At 39.9% G+C, this 16804-nt stretch carries 14 protein-coding genes and 1 pseudogene; 6 read left to right on the top strand and 9 right to left on the bottom strand.

From position 1 onward, the window contains the following. The first annotated feature begins 164 nt into the window (after positions 1-164). Positions 165-902, top strand: a complete 738-nt coding sequence (locus tag BUA53_RS05060; RefSeq protein WP_072834162.1) for a ferredoxin--NADP reductase — start codon at positions 165-167, stop codon at positions 900-902. Between the two features lie 203 nt (positions 903-1105). Beyond that, complete coding sequence (locus tag BUA53_RS05055) at positions 1106-1756, top strand: YdcF family protein (RefSeq protein ID WP_175546018.1); 651 nt, start codon at positions 1106-1108, stop codon at positions 1754-1756. A 14-nt stretch (positions 1757-1770) separates the two neighbouring features. On the opposite strand, the gene BUA53_RS05050 is transcribed toward BUA53_RS05055, so the two are convergent. From BUA53_RS05050 to dtd, 6 genes are all read right to left on the bottom strand, one after another. Beyond that, the gene (locus BUA53_RS05050; RefSeq protein WP_072834310.1) at positions 1771-3234 is read right to left on the bottom strand and encodes a glycine--tRNA ligase; all 1464 of its coding nucleotides are present in this window, start codon (positions 3232-3234) and stop codon (positions 1771-1773) included. Between the two features lie 61 nt (positions 3235-3295). Continuing rightward, complete coding sequence (locus BUA53_RS05045) at positions 3296-4282, bottom strand: YihY/virulence factor BrkB family protein (protein WP_072834160.1); 987 nt, start codon at positions 4280-4282, stop codon at positions 3296-3298. A gap of 69 nt (positions 4283-4351) precedes the next feature. Continuing rightward, complete coding sequence (locus BUA53_RS05040; RefSeq protein WP_072834159.1) at positions 4352-5443, bottom strand: YihY/virulence factor BrkB family protein; 1092 nt, start codon at positions 5441-5443, stop codon at positions 4352-4354. Positions 5444-5538: 95 nt separating this feature from the next. Continuing rightward, on the bottom strand, positions 5539-5880 hold the full coding sequence (locus BUA53_RS05035) for a nucleotide pyrophosphohydrolase (protein WP_072834158.1): 342 nt from the start codon (positions 5878-5880) through the stop codon (positions 5539-5541). 49 nt (positions 5881-5929) lie between these two features. Next, on the bottom strand, positions 5930-6319 hold the full coding sequence (locus tag BUA53_RS05030; RefSeq protein WP_072834157.1) for a group III truncated hemoglobin: 390 nt from the start codon (positions 6317-6319) through the stop codon (positions 5930-5932). A gap of 7 nt (positions 6320-6326) precedes the next feature. Further along, positions 6327-6779 carry a D-aminoacyl-tRNA deacylase gene (dtd, locus tag BUA53_RS05025; RefSeq protein ID WP_072834156.1) on the bottom strand — a complete coding sequence of 151 codons (453 nt, stop codon included), beginning with the start codon at positions 6777-6779 and terminating at the stop codon, positions 6327-6329. Between the two features lie 69 nt (positions 6780-6848). Between dtd and arfB the strand changes: the two are divergent. The 3 genes and pseudogenes from arfB to BUA53_RS05010 form a co-directional block, all read left to right on the top strand. Next, positions 6849-7241 (top strand): annotated as a pseudogene (gene arfB, locus BUA53_RS05020) (alternative ribosome rescue aminoacyl-tRNA hydrolase ArfB); the annotation flags it as partial. 50 nt (positions 7242-7291) lie between these two features. Beyond that, positions 7292-8335, top strand: a complete 1044-nt coding sequence (locus tag BUA53_RS05015; RefSeq protein WP_072834154.1) for a cytochrome-c peroxidase — start codon at positions 7292-7294, stop codon at positions 8333-8335. A 110-nt stretch (positions 8336-8445) separates the two neighbouring features. Continuing rightward, positions 8446-9945 carry a lipopolysaccharide biosynthesis protein gene (locus BUA53_RS05010; protein WP_072834153.1) on the top strand — a complete coding sequence of 500 codons (1500 nt, stop codon included), beginning with the start codon at positions 8446-8448 and terminating at the stop codon, positions 9943-9945. Positions 9946-10002: 57 nt separating this feature from the next. Here BUA53_RS05010 and BUA53_RS05005 read toward each other — a convergent pair whose 3' ends face one another. Next, positions 10003-10647, bottom strand: a complete 645-nt coding sequence (locus tag BUA53_RS05005) for an MBL fold metallo-hydrolase (RefSeq protein WP_072834152.1) — start codon at positions 10645-10647, stop codon at positions 10003-10005. Positions 10648-10726: 79 nt separating this feature from the next. Between BUA53_RS05005 and BUA53_RS05000 the strand changes: the two genes are divergently transcribed. After that, positions 10727-14164, top strand: a complete 3438-nt coding sequence (locus BUA53_RS05000; RefSeq protein ID WP_072834151.1) for a hypothetical protein — start codon at positions 10727-10729, stop codon at positions 14162-14164. 220 nt (positions 14165-14384) lie between these two features. Here BUA53_RS05000 and BUA53_RS04995 read toward each other — a convergent pair whose 3' ends face one another. Next, complete coding sequence (locus BUA53_RS04995) at positions 14385-14756, bottom strand: diacylglycerol kinase family protein (RefSeq protein WP_072834150.1); 372 nt, start codon at positions 14754-14756, stop codon at positions 14385-14387. A gap of 596 nt (positions 14757-15352) precedes the next feature. Continuing rightward, positions 15353-16741, bottom strand: a complete 1389-nt coding sequence (gene creD / locus BUA53_RS04990; RefSeq protein WP_072834149.1) for a cell envelope integrity protein CreD — start codon at positions 16739-16741, stop codon at positions 15353-15355. Positions 16742-16804: the final 63 nt, after the last annotated feature.

The following is a 16804-nucleotide window of genomic DNA, read 5'->3' as shown; positions in this document are numbered from 1 at the left end:
TACCGGCCTTTAACCTAAACCGTCCGACTAAATATCTTGAGTTTTTAATTATCGTTTTTCTAAGGATTTATTTTTCAACTTCTGTGCCAATCGCGAAAAATTGTGGATAACTTATAAACGCTATTTTTGATCTGCAGGTATTTCTGAATTGTTAAAACACGAATATGGCAGCTCCCCCATGGAGGAAAGGTATTATCACACGTATAGAGAATGAAACCCCAAATACAAGGCGTTTCTGGATACAGATCCCGGAGGTAGCATCTTTTGATTTTGAACCTGGTCAATTTGTAACTATTGATCTGCCGATACATGAAAAACCTAATAAAAGATGGAGAAGTTACTCTATTGCCTCCTGGCCAGATGGGACAAATGTGATAGAATTGTTGATTGTTTTACTCGAAGGGGGAAAAGGCACATCTTATTTATTCCAGGAAGGGAAAGTTGGCCTGGAATTAATACTTCGTGGACCGCAAGGGGTATTTACGCTACCTAAGCCAATTGACAAGGACCTTTATTTTATTTGCACAGGAACTGGCATTGCCCCTTTTCGCAGCATGATCCATTATATACAGGAACATAAAATTCCGCACAAAGATATTTACCTCATTTTCGGTACAAGAAAAAGAGATGACCTGCTGTATATGGATGAAATGAAAAGACTTGAAATGGAAATAGAGGGTTTTCATTACATCCCCACACTTTCAAGGGATCAATGGGAAGGTTGTTGTGGTTATGTTCATGCTGTTTATGAAAACCTGGTTAATGAGAAAAGGACTGACCATTCAGTAAAGGAGGCAGGCTTTTATTTGTGTGGTTGGAAAAACATGGTAGACGAGGCCAAACTACGCATTCAAAACCTTGGATACGATAAAAAAAGCATTCACCTGGAGCTGTATGGATAAACAATAAACTGCTAACATCACTAACAACTATACTAGTAATATAATTTACTCCTTTTCATTGTATTTATTGCTGTAATAATCTTAGCCTGGCTATGTTTGTTTTATTAAAGGTTCTTCTATTTTTTCTGCGGCCAATAGTATGGATAGTAACCTTGTTCGTATTTGCATTATTTCAATCCAATGTCAAACGCAAACAAAACCTTTTGAGGATAGCGGTTCTCTTGATGGTCTTTTTTACCAATCCATTTATTATAAGAGAGGTATTGAATTATTACCAGGAAAAAGCGTTTATACCTGCACCTAACACCCGCTATAGTGTAGGTATTTTACTGGGTGGATTTATATCTTACAATAAAAAGGATGACAAGGGGTATTTCAATGCAGCAAGCGATCGATTTATTCAAACTGCCTTGCTGTATAAAAAAGGAAATATAGACCAGATCATCGTGGCTGCTGGCAATGGTTACATCACCAAACACAATTTTAAGGAAGCCAATTTTATTAAAGAAAACCTGGTAACATTGGGCATACCAGCGGAAAAGATCCTCACTGACAGCACTTCCAGGAATACCCTTGAAAATGCTGTCAACTCAAAAGTTATTATTGATGCTGAAGGATTAAAAGGACCCTTTTTACTCATTTCTTCAGCTATGCATTTACCCAGGGCAAAACTCGTTTTTGAAAAGCAAAACATTAATGTAATACCTTATCCCTGCGACTTTGACTCGAAGAATATAGGCAACAATTTTATTGAAGATTATGTATTGCCTTCTTCCCTTGCCTTAAATAAATGGGAAAATCTTATCAAAGAAATTGCAGGTATCACAGTATATAAAATGACTGGAAAGGGTTGAAAATATTGAAGGCACTAAATTGCCTTCAATACTATTTCCCTGATCTTATCTATGGGTATTCTTTCCTGGAGCATGGTATCCCTGTAACGAATAGTAACCGTATTATCTTCCTTGCTTTGATGATCAACCGTTACACAGAAAGGTGTGCCTATTGCATCCATCCTGCGGTATCTTTTACCAATGGTATCTTTTTCTTCATAGAAACAACGGAAATGGCCCATACAATCCTCCATTATGGTACGTGCAATTTCAGGCAGGCCATCTTTCTTGACTAGGGGAAGAATGGCAAGTTTTATTGGTGCAAAACGAGCGGGGAACTTTAACACCACGCGACTGTCCTTCTTTTCATCTGTGCTCAGATCCTGTTCTTCATAAGCCTCACTTAAAATCATCATTACAGTTCTGTCAACACCAATGGAAGTTTCGACTACATAAGGAATGTAATTACCAAAAGGTTTACCTGTTGCCGGGTCAATATCGTTATCAAAATACTGGAGCTTTTTTTTGCTGTACTCCTGGTGATTTTTCAGGTCAAAATCCGTACGGGAATGAATGCCTTCCACTTCTTTAAAACCAATGGGAAAATCATACTCAATATCACAGGCAGCATCGGCATAGTGAGCCAACTTTACATGGTCATGAAACCTGTACTTTTCTGCAGGGATCCCCAGTCCTAAATGCCATTTCATACGCTCGGCTTTCCAGTGTTCGTACCATTGCTTTTGTGTGCCAGGCCGGATAAAAAACTGCATTTCCATTTGCTCAAATTCGCGCATGCGGAAAATGAACTGCCTGGCCACTATTTCGTTTCGGAAAGCTTTACCTATTTGTGCAATACCAAACGGGATCTTCATACGACCTGTCTTCTGCACATTCAGGAAATTTACGAATATGCCTTGTGCAGTTTCCGGACGCAGGTATATTTTGTTTTCTTCCTCTTCTGAAGATACCGCTCCAAACTCAGTGGAGAACATAAGGTTGAACTGACGCACATCTGTCCAATTGCACGTATTACTGACACTACAATTGATCTTATTATTTTCAATTAATGTCTTCAGACCATCAAAGTCATTGGCAGCCAAAAGCGTATCCATTTCCTTTAATAATATTTCAGACTGTTCCTGTTGTCCTTCCTTTTCCAGTTCATCAGCTTTTGCCTCTATTAAATGATCTACACGATAACGTTTATTGCTGTCCTTATTATCGATCATGGGATCGCTGAAATTATCTACATGGCCGCTTGCCTTCCAGGTGGTAGGGTGCATAAAAATTGCAGCATCTATACCCACAATATTCTCGTGCATCTGCACCATGCTCTTCCACCAATGGTCCTTGATATTCTTTTTCAATTCGCTGCCCCATTGTCCATAATCATATACAGCTCCCAATCCATCATAAATTTCAGAGGAAGGAAAAATGAAGCCATATTCTTTACAATGGGATATGATTGCCTGAAAACGGTTATTATCTGTTGCCATATTGGCGGCAAAAATAAGTTGAATGGCTGAGAACTGCACATTCGCTATAAGTATAAGGAGTTTACTTTACAGTAATATTATCGCCTGTTTTTTCGTTTTCCTCCTTAATTTGTTGTTCGTGCTGCTTCAATGATCCCTTACCATCCTCTACTTCCACCTGTTTTATCCATACAGCATATTGATCTGGCTGAATGCGGCTACCATAATTACAGGCATAAGCCTTTGTAAACTCTGCTCCAAAATATAATATGATAGCTGAATAATATATCCAGAGCAGCAATACCACTAAGGAACCTGCGGCTCCATACGTGCTTCCAATATCACTTTTACCTATGTAAAAGGTGATGGCAAATTTGCCCAGCATAAATAAAATTGCAGTAGTCATGGCACCGGTAAGGACATCCTTCCATTTGATAATAGCATCAGGGAGAACACGGAAAATTATGGCAAAGAGAATGGTGGTAACAGAAAAGGTAATAACCAGGTTAATAATGTAAACCAGGGTAACTGCCATTTCAGGAAAATGGGCTTGCAGCCTGTTCATTAATCCCTCAATAAGACCATTCACTATCAGTGATACCAGTAATATAAATCCAAGGCTTACCACCACGGAAAAAGAAATAAGCCTGTTGATCAGCATTTTAAGCCAACCCTTTTTGGGTTTAGGCTTCAGATTCCAGATCATATTTATAGAGTCCTGTATCTCAGAAAAAACACTGGTAGCGCCTACAAGTAGCGTAATAAAACCTACAATAGCGGTTACATGGCTCTTACCGCTTAGCGAGGCATTTTTAATAATATCCTGTATTTGCAAAGCAGCCCCCGGTCCAACAAATCCTCTTAACTGGCCATATATAGTGCCCTCTACCGCTTCTCGTCCATAAAAGAGATCAGCAAAAAAAATGATGACAATGAGCATAGGTCCAATAGAGAATATCGTAAAATAGGCTAATGCCCCACTCAGTTTAAATATTTTATCATTACTAAAGCCGATAAAAGATTCTGATATTAATTGCCATATTCCTTTTAAGGTCAACTTTTTGCTCATCCTTTTTTAGTGTAAGCTACAAAAAGACCGCCACTATGTTCATCCATTCCCTTTACACACAAATCAGTCTTAATTTTTTTTGGATGTATTAAAAACATACAAAGCCAATCCTAATAACATGGCTCCAACACCAGGGCTTTCCTCTTTTGTTTGTGACGTGTTTTTGGCTGTTGCATAGCCAAGGTGTGGTGCCTTATTGGGTAATTGCTTTCGCTTTGTATGTTCTGATGGAACAGGAGGCTTGTCTTTAACTTTAGATCCCGGTACAACAGGCTCTTTATCCCATTTTGCATATTCAGTTGGCGATACAGGCACACCCTTTTGAAATGCATAACTCTTTGTAAACTCAGCACCGAAGTACAATATGATGGAAGAATAATAGATCCACACTAATAAAATTACCAGTGAACCCGCAGCACCATATGTGCTTCCTATATTGCTTTTACTAACGTAAAAGGATATGGCAAATTTGCCAATCATAAAAAGCAGGCTTGTGGCTATAGCACCCGGCCAGATAGCCTTCCATTTGATCTTTACGTCAGGTAATACTTTAAATATAATAGTAAAGAGTAACGTTGTTACCCCTAGTGTTAGCAGCAGGTTAATCACATAAAATACAATCACTGCAATATCAGGAAATGCATCTTTTAAACGGGCACCGAGGCCTTCTACCACGGCTGTTACAGCTAAGGATACTAAAAGTAGAAAACCCAGTGTAGTGATCAATCCAAAAGATAATACGCGGCTTAATATCAATTTTAACATGCCCGCCTTTGGGGAAGCTTTCAGGCCCCATATACCATTGATGGAATCCTGTATTTCCCCAAAAACTGTTGTAGCACCAATTAATAAGGTAATCACACCAATAACAGCAGCTATTCCACCCTTACCACTTATTGAAGCATTTTTAATGATCTCCTGTATTTGCTTTGCGGCATCACTGCCAATAAAACTTTGTAACTGGTTATTTATAGAACCTTCAACAGCTTCACGTCCCAAAAATATACTGCATAGAAAAATGATAACAATCATTAGAGGTCCTAATGAAAAAACGGTATAATAAGCCAATGAAGCGCTGAGCTTGGTAATCTTATCTTCTGAAAAACCTTTGAATGAATGCTTTAAAGATGACCATACCAACCCCATAGAGAATTTCTTCATACAATACCTTTTGCATATGCTCTACAAAATTGTCGCCAAGGTATTTTCTGCCCAGGGTTATACGCAGGTTATATCAATGTAACTGTTTGCACTATTTAACTGGATAGTTTATCATTTTCCCTGTGCCTTTGCGCATCCCTGTTATTCTTCTTATCAAAATTCTTTATAAGGGCTTCTGCCAGGTCTACGCCTGTTTGATTGGCAATACAAATCAATACCCAGAGCACATCAGCCAGTTCATCAGGAAGTTCTTTATGCCGGTCACTATCTTTAAATGACTGATCTCCATACATACGACTCATCAAACGAGCCACCTCGCCTACTTCCTCTGTAAGAATTGCCATGTTTGTTAATTCGCTGAAATAGCGAACCCCGGTAGTTTTGATCCAGTCATCAACTTTTTGTTGGGCTTCTTTTAATGTGAGGTTTGAATCCATATCTGTTAATATTATGATCAGAATGAAGAAGGTCTATAATTGGTTATTATCAATGCAAGCCTTTGTGGTTGAGTTTGATATCCATTAATGTAGCAATTGATGTTGCTCTTTGCTTCATCAGGGTAGCTTTATTGCCTGCGAAATGCTCATCTATATTTTGATTGAACAATAATACCCACCTATCCAGGTGCTCTTTTTTTATGGCGGATAAGGAATGTATGTGCTGGTGAACTTCCATTACATTTTTACGGTAAGCATGCACCCCAAAAATAACCGACTCCCAGAAATCAGCAATTATGGGTATGTGTGTTGCCAGGTCAAGTGGAACAACCTCAGTAAAAAACCTCCCAATTAGTTCATCTTTGAATGCATTGCTATAAAAAGATTCAAGAAGTTCTAACAGGTCCGCACGATCCTTTATATCTCTTTTTTCATCCATTTGCTTGTTATTCCCTATTTTTTGAATCGATAATTATGGTAACAGGACCATCATTTAATAGTTCCACTTTCATATCGGCGCCAAAAATGCCCCTTTCAATGTGCTTTCCAAAGTCTGCTTCCAACTGCATTCCCATTTGCTCGTACAGGGGTATGGCAATAGATGGCTTACTTGCTTTAATATAACTTGGCCTGTTGCCCTTTTTTGTGGAAGCGTGAAGCGTGAACTGGCTGATAAGTAATATTCCACCATTCATTTCTAAAACAGATTTGTTCATAACACCATTTTCATCATTAAACACTCTTAAGTTCACAATCTTATTACTCAACCAAATAATATCATCATTATTATCACCATCTTCAATACCTAATAAAACCAGCAGTCCATTACCAATGCTACCGGTTACCTGGTTATCAACCGTGACCCTTGCGTAAGAAACTCTTTGAATAACAGCGCGCATAAAAATTACGAAGTTAAAAGCTTGATACACGATTTTTGCAGTCATAGGTAATTTATGATAGATATTTCCCAGGAGCTCAAATTCCAGACAACACGCAGTGGAGGCAAAGGCGGCCAAAACGTGAATAAGGTAGAAACCGCGGTGATTGGTTATTTTGACATCGGTGCTTCGTCCTTGTTTACACAGGGGCAAAAAGAGCTGCTCTTGCACAAACTAGCAAACAGGGTCAACTCAGAACAGGTATTAGTGGTAAAATCGCAAACCTTTAGAACACAACTGGATAATAAACAGGATGTGATCAATAAGATCAACGAGTTAATAGCAGGGGCGTTGAAAAAGAAAAAGCTTAGGATAGCTACCAGGCCTTCACGCAAGGCAAAGGAGAAAAGACTGGAATCGAAAAAACGTTCTTCGGAAATAAAGGAAGGCAGGAAAAAGTTCAACCCCAGGCAATTCTTTTAACAGACTACCAATAGCAAAAAACTATAGATTAGGGGTACAATTACTACTTTTTGAAGGCCAGGCTTGTCATAATCTGTATATTCCTTTTAATAGCTTCCGGTACTGTTTTACTTAATAGCTGCCATAAAACACCTTTATCTTACTATAGACCAACACCTATCAACTTTATTACTCCCAGTGGATTTCCTATTCCTGTATACAATTTTCAAAACAACCCTATAACTGAAGAATCCTTTTTACTGGGTAGAAAACTATTTTATGATGGAAGACTTTCTCTCGATGGACACTTTCCTTGTTCATCCTGTCATCAACAAGTTGCTGCCTTCACTACCTACGAACACGACAGGAGCCATGGATACAATAATTCCCACACCTTACGCAATGCGCCAGGATTAGCTAACCTTGCCTGGTACCCGGTTTATAAATGGGATGGAAGTGCTTCCAATTTGGAAGACATTTCATTGGCCCATATCACAGCGCCAAATGAAATGGCAGAAAGCATGAATGGTATCATCGCTAAATTAAAATATGATACTGCCTACCAACGAATGTTCCAGGCAGCATATGGTGCTCCAGAGGTAACACAGGTTGGCATCCTGAAAGCGCTTAGCCAATTTGTTATTAACCTGGTTTCTTCCAATTCAAAATATGACAAGGTTAAAAGAGGAGAAGCCAGTTTTTCCACGCAGGAGCAAAATGGCTATACAATTTTTCAAAACAAATGCAATTCCTGCCATACAGAACCTTTATTTACAGACTTCAGCTTCCGCAATGTTGGCTTTGAAATTGAGCCTTTCCTTAAGGACTTTGGCCGAATGCGGGTGACGGGTGATCCTAAAGATTCCCTGAAGTTCAGGGTACCAAGCCTGCGAAATGTTGATTTTACTTCTTATTACCTGCATGATGGAAGGTTAAGCGCCATGCGCATGATGTTAGAGCATTACCGCAATGGTATCACCAGTAGCCCTACCCTTGATCCATTGCTTTCAAATGGCATAACCCTGACTGATACAGAAGAAAACGATATTATTGCGTTTTTAAGAACCTTAAGCGATTCCAGCTTTATTAATAACCCCAGGTATAGAGAACCGTAAATATTTCAGATTATTCTACCCCTGACCATTTTAATGTTACATCCTTATAAAATATGCGCTATGTTCACTCCTGAGCCATTAAATTTGAGGCTCTTTAAATCTATATCCATTTGAGCGGCATCAAAAAATTAGCGGGGCAAACATTGTGGTATGGGGCCAGTTCTATTGCCGCACGCTTTATTAATTATTTACTTACGCCCTACCTCACATATGCCCTGAAAGGCGCTGCTTATGGAGAAATGAGCCTGGTATATGCCACACTACCTTTCCTTAATATAGTTTTTACGTACGGGCTTGAAACCGCCTATTTCAGGTTCTCGAAGGATAAAGAACAGGAGCGTGATGTATTTAATACATCCATGGTATCATTAATAGTAAGTACGGCCATATTGACCAGTATATTGATCTTTTTTAATAAACCACTGGCAACCCTGATTGGCATAAAGGAACATCCGGAATATTTTACCTGGAGTGCTTTCATCATTGCTTTTGATGCTTTAACAACACTGGCATTTGCCAAGCTACGGTTTGAAGGACGCCCGGTAAAATTTGCAACAGTTCGCATAGCAGGTATATTGATCAATATTGCCCTTACCTTTTTCTTTTTGTCTGTATGTCCAAAGATCCAGCAACAATCACCGCATGGTTTCATAGGCACTTTTTATAATCCTAAGATTGGGGTTGGTTATGTGATCATTGCCAACCTGGCTCAATCCATCTTTACCTTATTGTTCCTATCCAAAGAATTGATGGCTTTCAGGTGGAAGTTCAATACGCAATTGTGGAAGAACATTATAATCTATTCAGCACCATTGATACTGGCTGGCTTTGCAGGAATGATCAATGAAACTTTTGACCGGATCATGCTAAACTGGTGGGCACCCGTATCTACCGCTGAAGCTGCAAAGATTGAAGTAGGAACTTATAGTGCCTGCTACAAACTTTCCATATTGATAACCTTATCAGTTCAGGCTTTCCGCATGGCTGCTGAACCATTTTTCTTTTCCGCAGCCCATGGCCAGCAGCCCCAAAAAATATATGCAAGGGTAATGAAGTTCTTTGTTATAACGGTTTGTTTCATGTTCCTTGCTGTGGTTCTTTTCCTGGACATATGGAAATATTTTATTCAAAACAAGATATTCTGGCAAGGATTAAAAGTGGTTCCCATTCTTTTGCTGGCCAATATTTTCCTGGGGGTCTATTATAACCTCTCTATCTGGTATAAACTTTCCAATAAAACAATGGCAGGAGCCTGGATCACTCTAATTGGGGCAGCAATTACGCTGGTCATTAACTTCCTGTTCATTCCAAGATTTGGATATATGGCATGTGCCTGGGCAACCTTCTTTTGTTATGGCTCCATGATGGTTGTTTCCTATACCTGGGGCCAGAAAGAATACAGGATACCGTATGCCTGGAAAAAGCTGGTAGCTTATTTAGTGATAAGTGTATCACTTTATGGTATTTATCTTCTGTTCTCTCTTCTCAATATTGGCATATGGGTGAACAGGGGTTTTGCCCTTGTACTTATTGCAAGTTTTGGACTTCTCATTTTGAATATCGAAAGAAAAGAATTTCAGAAAATGCCCTATATAGGCCGCTTTGTATAAATGGTCAACGCCCTGAACAACCAGTAATATTAACCTGCTTTAAAAGTTGGAATACTATCAGATCATCTTGACAAACGGGTTTCTCTTCATCTCATCTCCAATCGTAGTAGATTCTCCATGCCCGGGATAAACAATTACATCAGCAGGTAAGGTATATAGCTTCATCTTGATGCTCTCTTCCAGTATGGTAAAATCACCGCCAGGAAGGTCGGTTCTTCCTACACTTCCCTGGAAAAGCACGTCCCCACTGATAACAAATTTGGCATCCTTACTATAAAAGCTAATGCTGCCGGGGGAATGGCCAGGTGTAAATAAAATGTCCAGTTGCTCCTCTCCCAGTGTAATGGATTGTCCTTCATCAATGAAGATGAGTTCTCCATCAAAGTTGTCAAAAGGCAACTGCCACATCTGACCGGACACAGGTCCATATTCAAGAACAGCCTTTTCCAGTTGGTGAAGATGCAGAGGCAGACCATAGGTTTTCTGCACAAAACGATTGCCGAATATATGGTCAAGGTGGCAATGCGTATTCAGGAGGTATACTGGTTTGAGGTTATTCTTCTCTATGAACTCTTTCAATTGCTGCTCCTCATTGGCAAAATAACACCCCGGGTCTATAATACAACAGTCCCTTTTCTCGTTGTATACGATATATGTATTCTCCTGTACTGGATTGAAAGTAAATGCCTGAACCGTTAACATGTACCTTTTTTGTATTTTTAGTTGCAATTTACTGTCCAAAATTCGGGAGATACATTAAATCTGAAATTTCATCTACTTTATGATTAAATCGATTGGCCGGTTGGCCTGTGTTGCTTTTTTACTGGTGTCTGCCAATTCAGAAGCACAGGTAAATGCCGTGGAGTTTGGAAAAAACAGGGTACAATATCAAAAATTCAATTGGAAATACTACCAGACAGAGAACTTCAACACTTATTTCAGCCAGGATGGTCTCGACCTTGGGAAATATGTGGCCCAGGTGGCAGAAAAAGAATTGCCCCAATTGGAAGAATTTGTTGAATACGGCCTTCAAAGAAGGGCCAATGTGGTAGTATACAACAGCTTTGACGAAATGCAGCAGTCCAATATAGGGCTTGGTATTGATTGGCAGAACACAGGGGGTGTCACCAAATTGGTGAACAACAAAATGATGATCTATTTCGATGCCAATCATGAAAACCTTAGGCGTCAAATCAGGCAGGGAATTGCAGGTGTGCTTGTAGCCAATGTATTGTTTGGAGATGACCTGGGCGAAATGGCAGCCAATCAAACATTATTAGATCTGCCCAAATGGCTTACTGATGGCTATATAGAATATGCAGCAGAAGAATGGAGTCCCACGCTTGACAACCAGTTGAAGAGTGCACTATTAAGTGGAGAATACAGCAATTTTTATAAGCTGGCTTTTGATAAACCCTTGCTGGCAGGCCATGCTTTCTGGTATTATGTGGGTAATAAATACGGAAGGTCAAAGACCACTTACCTGCTATACCTGTCACGTATATACCGCAACCTGAATAGTGCTACCCAAAGATTAGCCAAGAAAAAGTTCAAGGAAGTTTTGCAGGATTTCATGACAGAAATGTCTCAGATGTATTACAAGGATATCCGGGCACGCCGCCTGGTTCCAAAGGGACAACTTTCTGTAACTGAAGAAATAGGTAAAAAAGATTTTATCAGGTTCAATGCCAATCCACAGCCAAAGAGCTTTGCCTATGCAGTAGTAGAGTTCAAGCAAGGTAAATACAGCGTGGTCTTTCATCCCAATTTTGTAGACAGGAAAGTGATCCTGCAATATGGTGTTCGAACCAGGGAAGATGAGATCAATCCTAATTACCCGATTCTTGCCTGGGATGGCAAAGGCACAAGGCTGGCCGTTATATATAACCACGAGGGTAAGAACAAATTGTTTGTTTACGATGCTGTAAACCGCGTTAAGGTAGTGAACCAGGAACTACCCATGTTCACGCAGGTGCAGGATATGAAATATATGCTTGACGCCAATACCCTTATATTAAGTGCAGTAAAAAGCGGGCATACAGATATATTTGTTTACAAAATAGATAAGCAATCAGTAGAGCAGATCACGGATGATGTTTATGACGACCTTGACCCTTCATTTGTCGCCTTCCCGGGTAAAACAGGTATCATATTCTCCAGCAACCGGCCTTCGGCTACTGCACCCGCCAGCGATACAGCAGTTGCTCCCAGGCACTATAATATTTTCCTCATAGACAATTGGAATAAATCTGAATACAAACAGATCTCGCAATTAACTAATGTTAAGCTAGGCGATGCCCGTTATCCATCACAGTACAACACCTCTCACTTTACTTTTGTAAGCGATGAAAACGGTATTAATAATCGGTATGCCGGCTTTTTCAGGTCAGAAAGAGCAGGCCTGGACACCCTGGTATTTATTGGCGACGAGGTGTTAAGAAACCCGCCTCCAAAGGAAGTGGACAGTGTATTAAAAGAATGGGATAAGGCTGATATAGATTCCGTAGGATTCGTATCCATCACCAATGATTCTGCCTATGTATTCCCACTTACCAATTATCAAAGTAGTTTGCTGGAAACAAGAACAGCAGGTGATAACAGCCTGGTGAGCGAAGTAGTAAGGCAGGGCAACTATAAATTCCTTTATCGGTTACGTGTAGATGAAAATACGCTGCGCCGCAGGAACGTTACGGCCAAGCCTACGGAATATATGAAGAAGCAGATAGACAAAGCCCGCATTGCTGCTGCCCGTAATTCTATATTGCAGCAACCGATAGGTGATACCACCAAAAAGGAAACTGACTTCTTCCAAAATGAGTTCCAGAATGAGAAAAAAGATACAACTACCTCTCAACTGGGGCAGGTGTTTGAAGCAGAAGAATTGCCCTCAGAAACAATACTTAAAAAGGCTAAATTATATGAATACCGACCTCCCAAGTTCTTTAATGATTATGTAGTTGCAGGCCTGAACAATACCATGTTTGGTGTGAGCAAGTACCAGCCTTACCAGGGTGGCCAGGGTCCAATAGAACCTGCCAATGGTAATGACCTCAATGGTTTGATCAGGATGGGTACCGTTGACCTTTTTGAAGACTATAAGCTTTCAGGTGGCATTAGATTGGCGCCAAACCTTCGTGACAATGACGTTTTATTTGAGTTCACCAACTTAAGGAAACGTTTTGATTGGGGCTTCACCTATTATAGAAGCAGCGCCCAGAATATTATTGATACCTCCAATGGTACCAATCCAAACGGCATTGCCCTGGTCAAGCAGCATTCAAGTTATTACCTGGCCCGCCTGCGTTATCCGTTTGATAAGGTGAGAAGTGTCAGGCTTACTATTGGCCCACGTATCGATAATATTATATTTCCTGCAGTTGGCCTTGATGCAACAGTGGCCAATTTAAAAGAACCAAACAGGAAAAAGACCTATGGGCAGTTTACCCTGGAATATGTTTATGATAACACCCTTAACCCTACTATGAATATCTGGCATGGATTAAGGTGGAAGACCTATGTTGATTGGTTCACACACCTTAACCCAGGTAATACAGAAGGACGCTTCCTTTTCAATGCCGGTTTTGATGCCAGGCACTACCTGCCTATTTACAGGAATATTATCTGGGCACTCAGAGCTGCAGGTGATTTCTCATGGGGCAACCAAAAAGTGGTTTATTATTTAGGTGGAGTGGATGGCTGGCTGAAGTTCAGGGATAATTTCAAACAAGATCCAAATACAGGGGAACTTTCCTATCGTTATTTTGACCCTAATAATACCCCTGACCCTGATAATAATTATGCATACCAGGCACTGGCGGTGAACCTCAGGGGCTTTAAGCAAAACATTGCCAATGGAAACAATAACGTTGTAATCAACAGTGAGGTTAGAGTTCCTGTGTTTACTTCTTTATTGAACAAGCCAATTAATAATGCTTTCCTGCGCAATTTCCAGGTAGTACAGTTCATTGACCTCGGCACTGCATGGAATGGCCGTTATGATAATTTTGAAAGGCCCACTTCCAGGTATGTGGATCAAACCAATCCTACTGTGCTCGTTAAATTAAAAGCAGGGGGTATAGGTCCATTTGCCGGTGGTTATGGATTTGGAGCCCGGAGTACATTACTTGGTTATTTTGTAAGGTTTGACGTAGCCTGGCAGATGAATGGGGTCTTTAGAGGAAAGCCTCAGACTTACCTTGCTTTAGGTTTGGACTTTTAGATCCTTTTTGTAATCAATTATATAAAAGAGGTTTTCTTATCAATGTAAGAAAGCCTCTTTTTATTTGATGCCTGTGGAAAATGACCTTGATTATTAGTTGAACAGGAGTTTCCAGTCACACTCCCAATGTACTTATTGACCGCCTACTGTTTAAATAATGTAATAGCTATGGCCTAAGAAATGCTAATTATAGCAGAAATCATGGTAATTAACCAGCCGGTTATCCAAGAATCCTTGGAATGAAAATAATGGCACCTACAGCCAAGGCGGCCAGTGCAGAAATAAGAACAGCGGCAGCTGCCAGGTCCTTAACAAGCTTGATCTGGGGATGGTTTTCCTTTGATATAAAGTCCATAGATTTCTCCAGTGCAGTATTGAACAATTCAGCTGCCCAAACCATTGCCATTACTATAATAAGGAACATCCATTCTAAACGGGTAATACGATAGTAAATAGCAAGAGGAATTACCAATAAGGTCAAACCCAGGTGAATCCAGCTATTATGTTCAGTAAGCAAAAGACCTTTTATGCCTTGCCAGGCATAGCTGAAACTATTTCCCCGCTCCTTCCATGAAAATCTTCTTCTTTCCATTATTTACTGAATTTACCAGTTATTCCAGGTTGTTGAAATACCGGCATTCATGATAATTACAAACTTATACTATTGATAATGATAACCTTAATGGCTGGCCATTATTATTATTCAATAAAATGATTTAATACTAATAGCGTTCCTATTACCTGTTTTTGTTCTGATTCGATGATCACTACAATTTATAGAAAAAGCAAGTTCCAGGCAGTCTGCGGTATAGCTCCTCCCTATTAAAGCTATACCTGCGGTATAGATACTGCGTGATGATCACGCAGTATCTATACTTTAGATAGGACGGAGGTAGCTCTTAGCTATAGGGAAAACAATGGGTATCCTACCCCGGAACGGAGGTTTCAAAGCTTTTCAGGTCCCCAAAAGCCTACCCATTCATATACATTTATATGTTTATGGCAGAAATAAGACTTAAGGATTTCTATACCGGAATTATAGTCCGAGCAATAGTTGATTCTAACCATGGTAGCGATTTATGCTATTTTGCCAAATAAGAAAATTTTTCAAAGCCCGTCCATAAGGCATCTGGCCTTCTTCCAGCCCAGATAAATGATTGGTTTTTAATTCAACTTTATAAAATAGGGTTACCATTGAATTTTTCGTGAAAAATGCATGATAAGTGCAAGAGTTATAAACAGCCCAATACTTCCCAGGAGCAATGAGTAATCCTGTAGTTGCAATAGGGTGAATACATATACATAAAGCAGCACCAGGATAGTTGATAGAAAGACAGTCAATCGGGAGGAAGCCAATAAACCTCTTACAAACCAACTTATTAGTCCTATGGTAAATAAGGAGGCAATGACATATGAGATATTAAAGCTGATATATTCAGAAAATGATAACAAAAGGGTATAAAACAGGATCAGCGCAAGACCGATAAGCCCATATTGAAATGGGTGTATGGACCGCTTGTTGGTTGTTTCAATAAGGAAGAAGGAAGCAAAAGTGAGGAGGATAACCAATGCTGCGTATTTAATTGACCGCATGGTTTTTTGATACCCATTAACGGGCACAAAAAGATCGGCACCAAAAGAGGCTGTATTAATATTATTAATAGTTGTTGGTTTTGCGACATCTATTGGCATAGCCTGTATATTACCTCCGGAAGTATATTTATAATCGGACAAGCTATAGGCATTACCTTTCCACTGTTGGGGGAAATTGTGTTTGTGGAAAGCACTTTTCCATGAAGCCTTAAACCCTTTAGTGTTCACCTGGCTGCTCTGTGGTAATACATCTCCAATGAAACTTGGATGAGGCCAGGTTGAGGCAAGGTTCACCGTAGTATTCCTTCCAATGGGAGTGAAGGAAATTTGTTGAGAACCATTGATAACAAATGAAGAAGAAAAGCGAAGTTCTTTAAGATCATCCGGGCCAGTAATTGGAATATCCCCCTGTAGTGCATTGTCTATGGCAGGATCTGCAGAAGTCTGAGGTGTCATGGCAATTGAAGAATCATTTAATTTCATATAGATCTCTTCATTCAAACCTTTATTATCAGAAACAGGAAGTTTGATAGTTACTTCATTCCAGATCACATCCGCAGGAGCAATATTAAGACGCTGAAGTGCGGGTTGGGAAAAGCTGCCTGATAGGGTAACTTCAGATGAATACAACATTACCTTATATATACCCCTATGCCTTTCCTGGGGGGTTAGGTTGGCACTTATATCCAGTTTATCGGGTAAAAAGTAGGCATACTCCCTGGTTCTCACCTGCCTGGCAGATGAATCGGGTGCGGACTGCCAATAGGGAATGACAAGGACCGGCCCTGTTAGCACCTGGTGGCCCGCCCATTTGCTACTTACTTCAGCTATGGCATCCTGTTGGCGCTGTTCTCTTTCGGCAATAACATCTCTTACAAACATTGCCGGTATCTGCAGGACCAGGACAAGGATACCAATGATCATTGATTTGATGAGTAATTTACTTCTGGTCCATACGTTTTGTACAATTGTTTCAGTATTCATATAATTTGATTGATAAGTTGCCGGGTTATTTCATATATAGAAAGTACTTTGCAATTCAAAGTA

This window comes from Flavisolibacter ginsengisoli DSM 18119, from assembly GCF_900129295.1.
Lineage (GTDB): Bacteria > Bacteroidota > Bacteroidia > Chitinophagales > Chitinophagaceae > Flavisolibacter > Flavisolibacter ginsengisoli.
The sequence above is the reverse complement of the archived record's forward strand: the minus strand, read 5'-3'. Positions and strand labels throughout refer to the sequence as shown.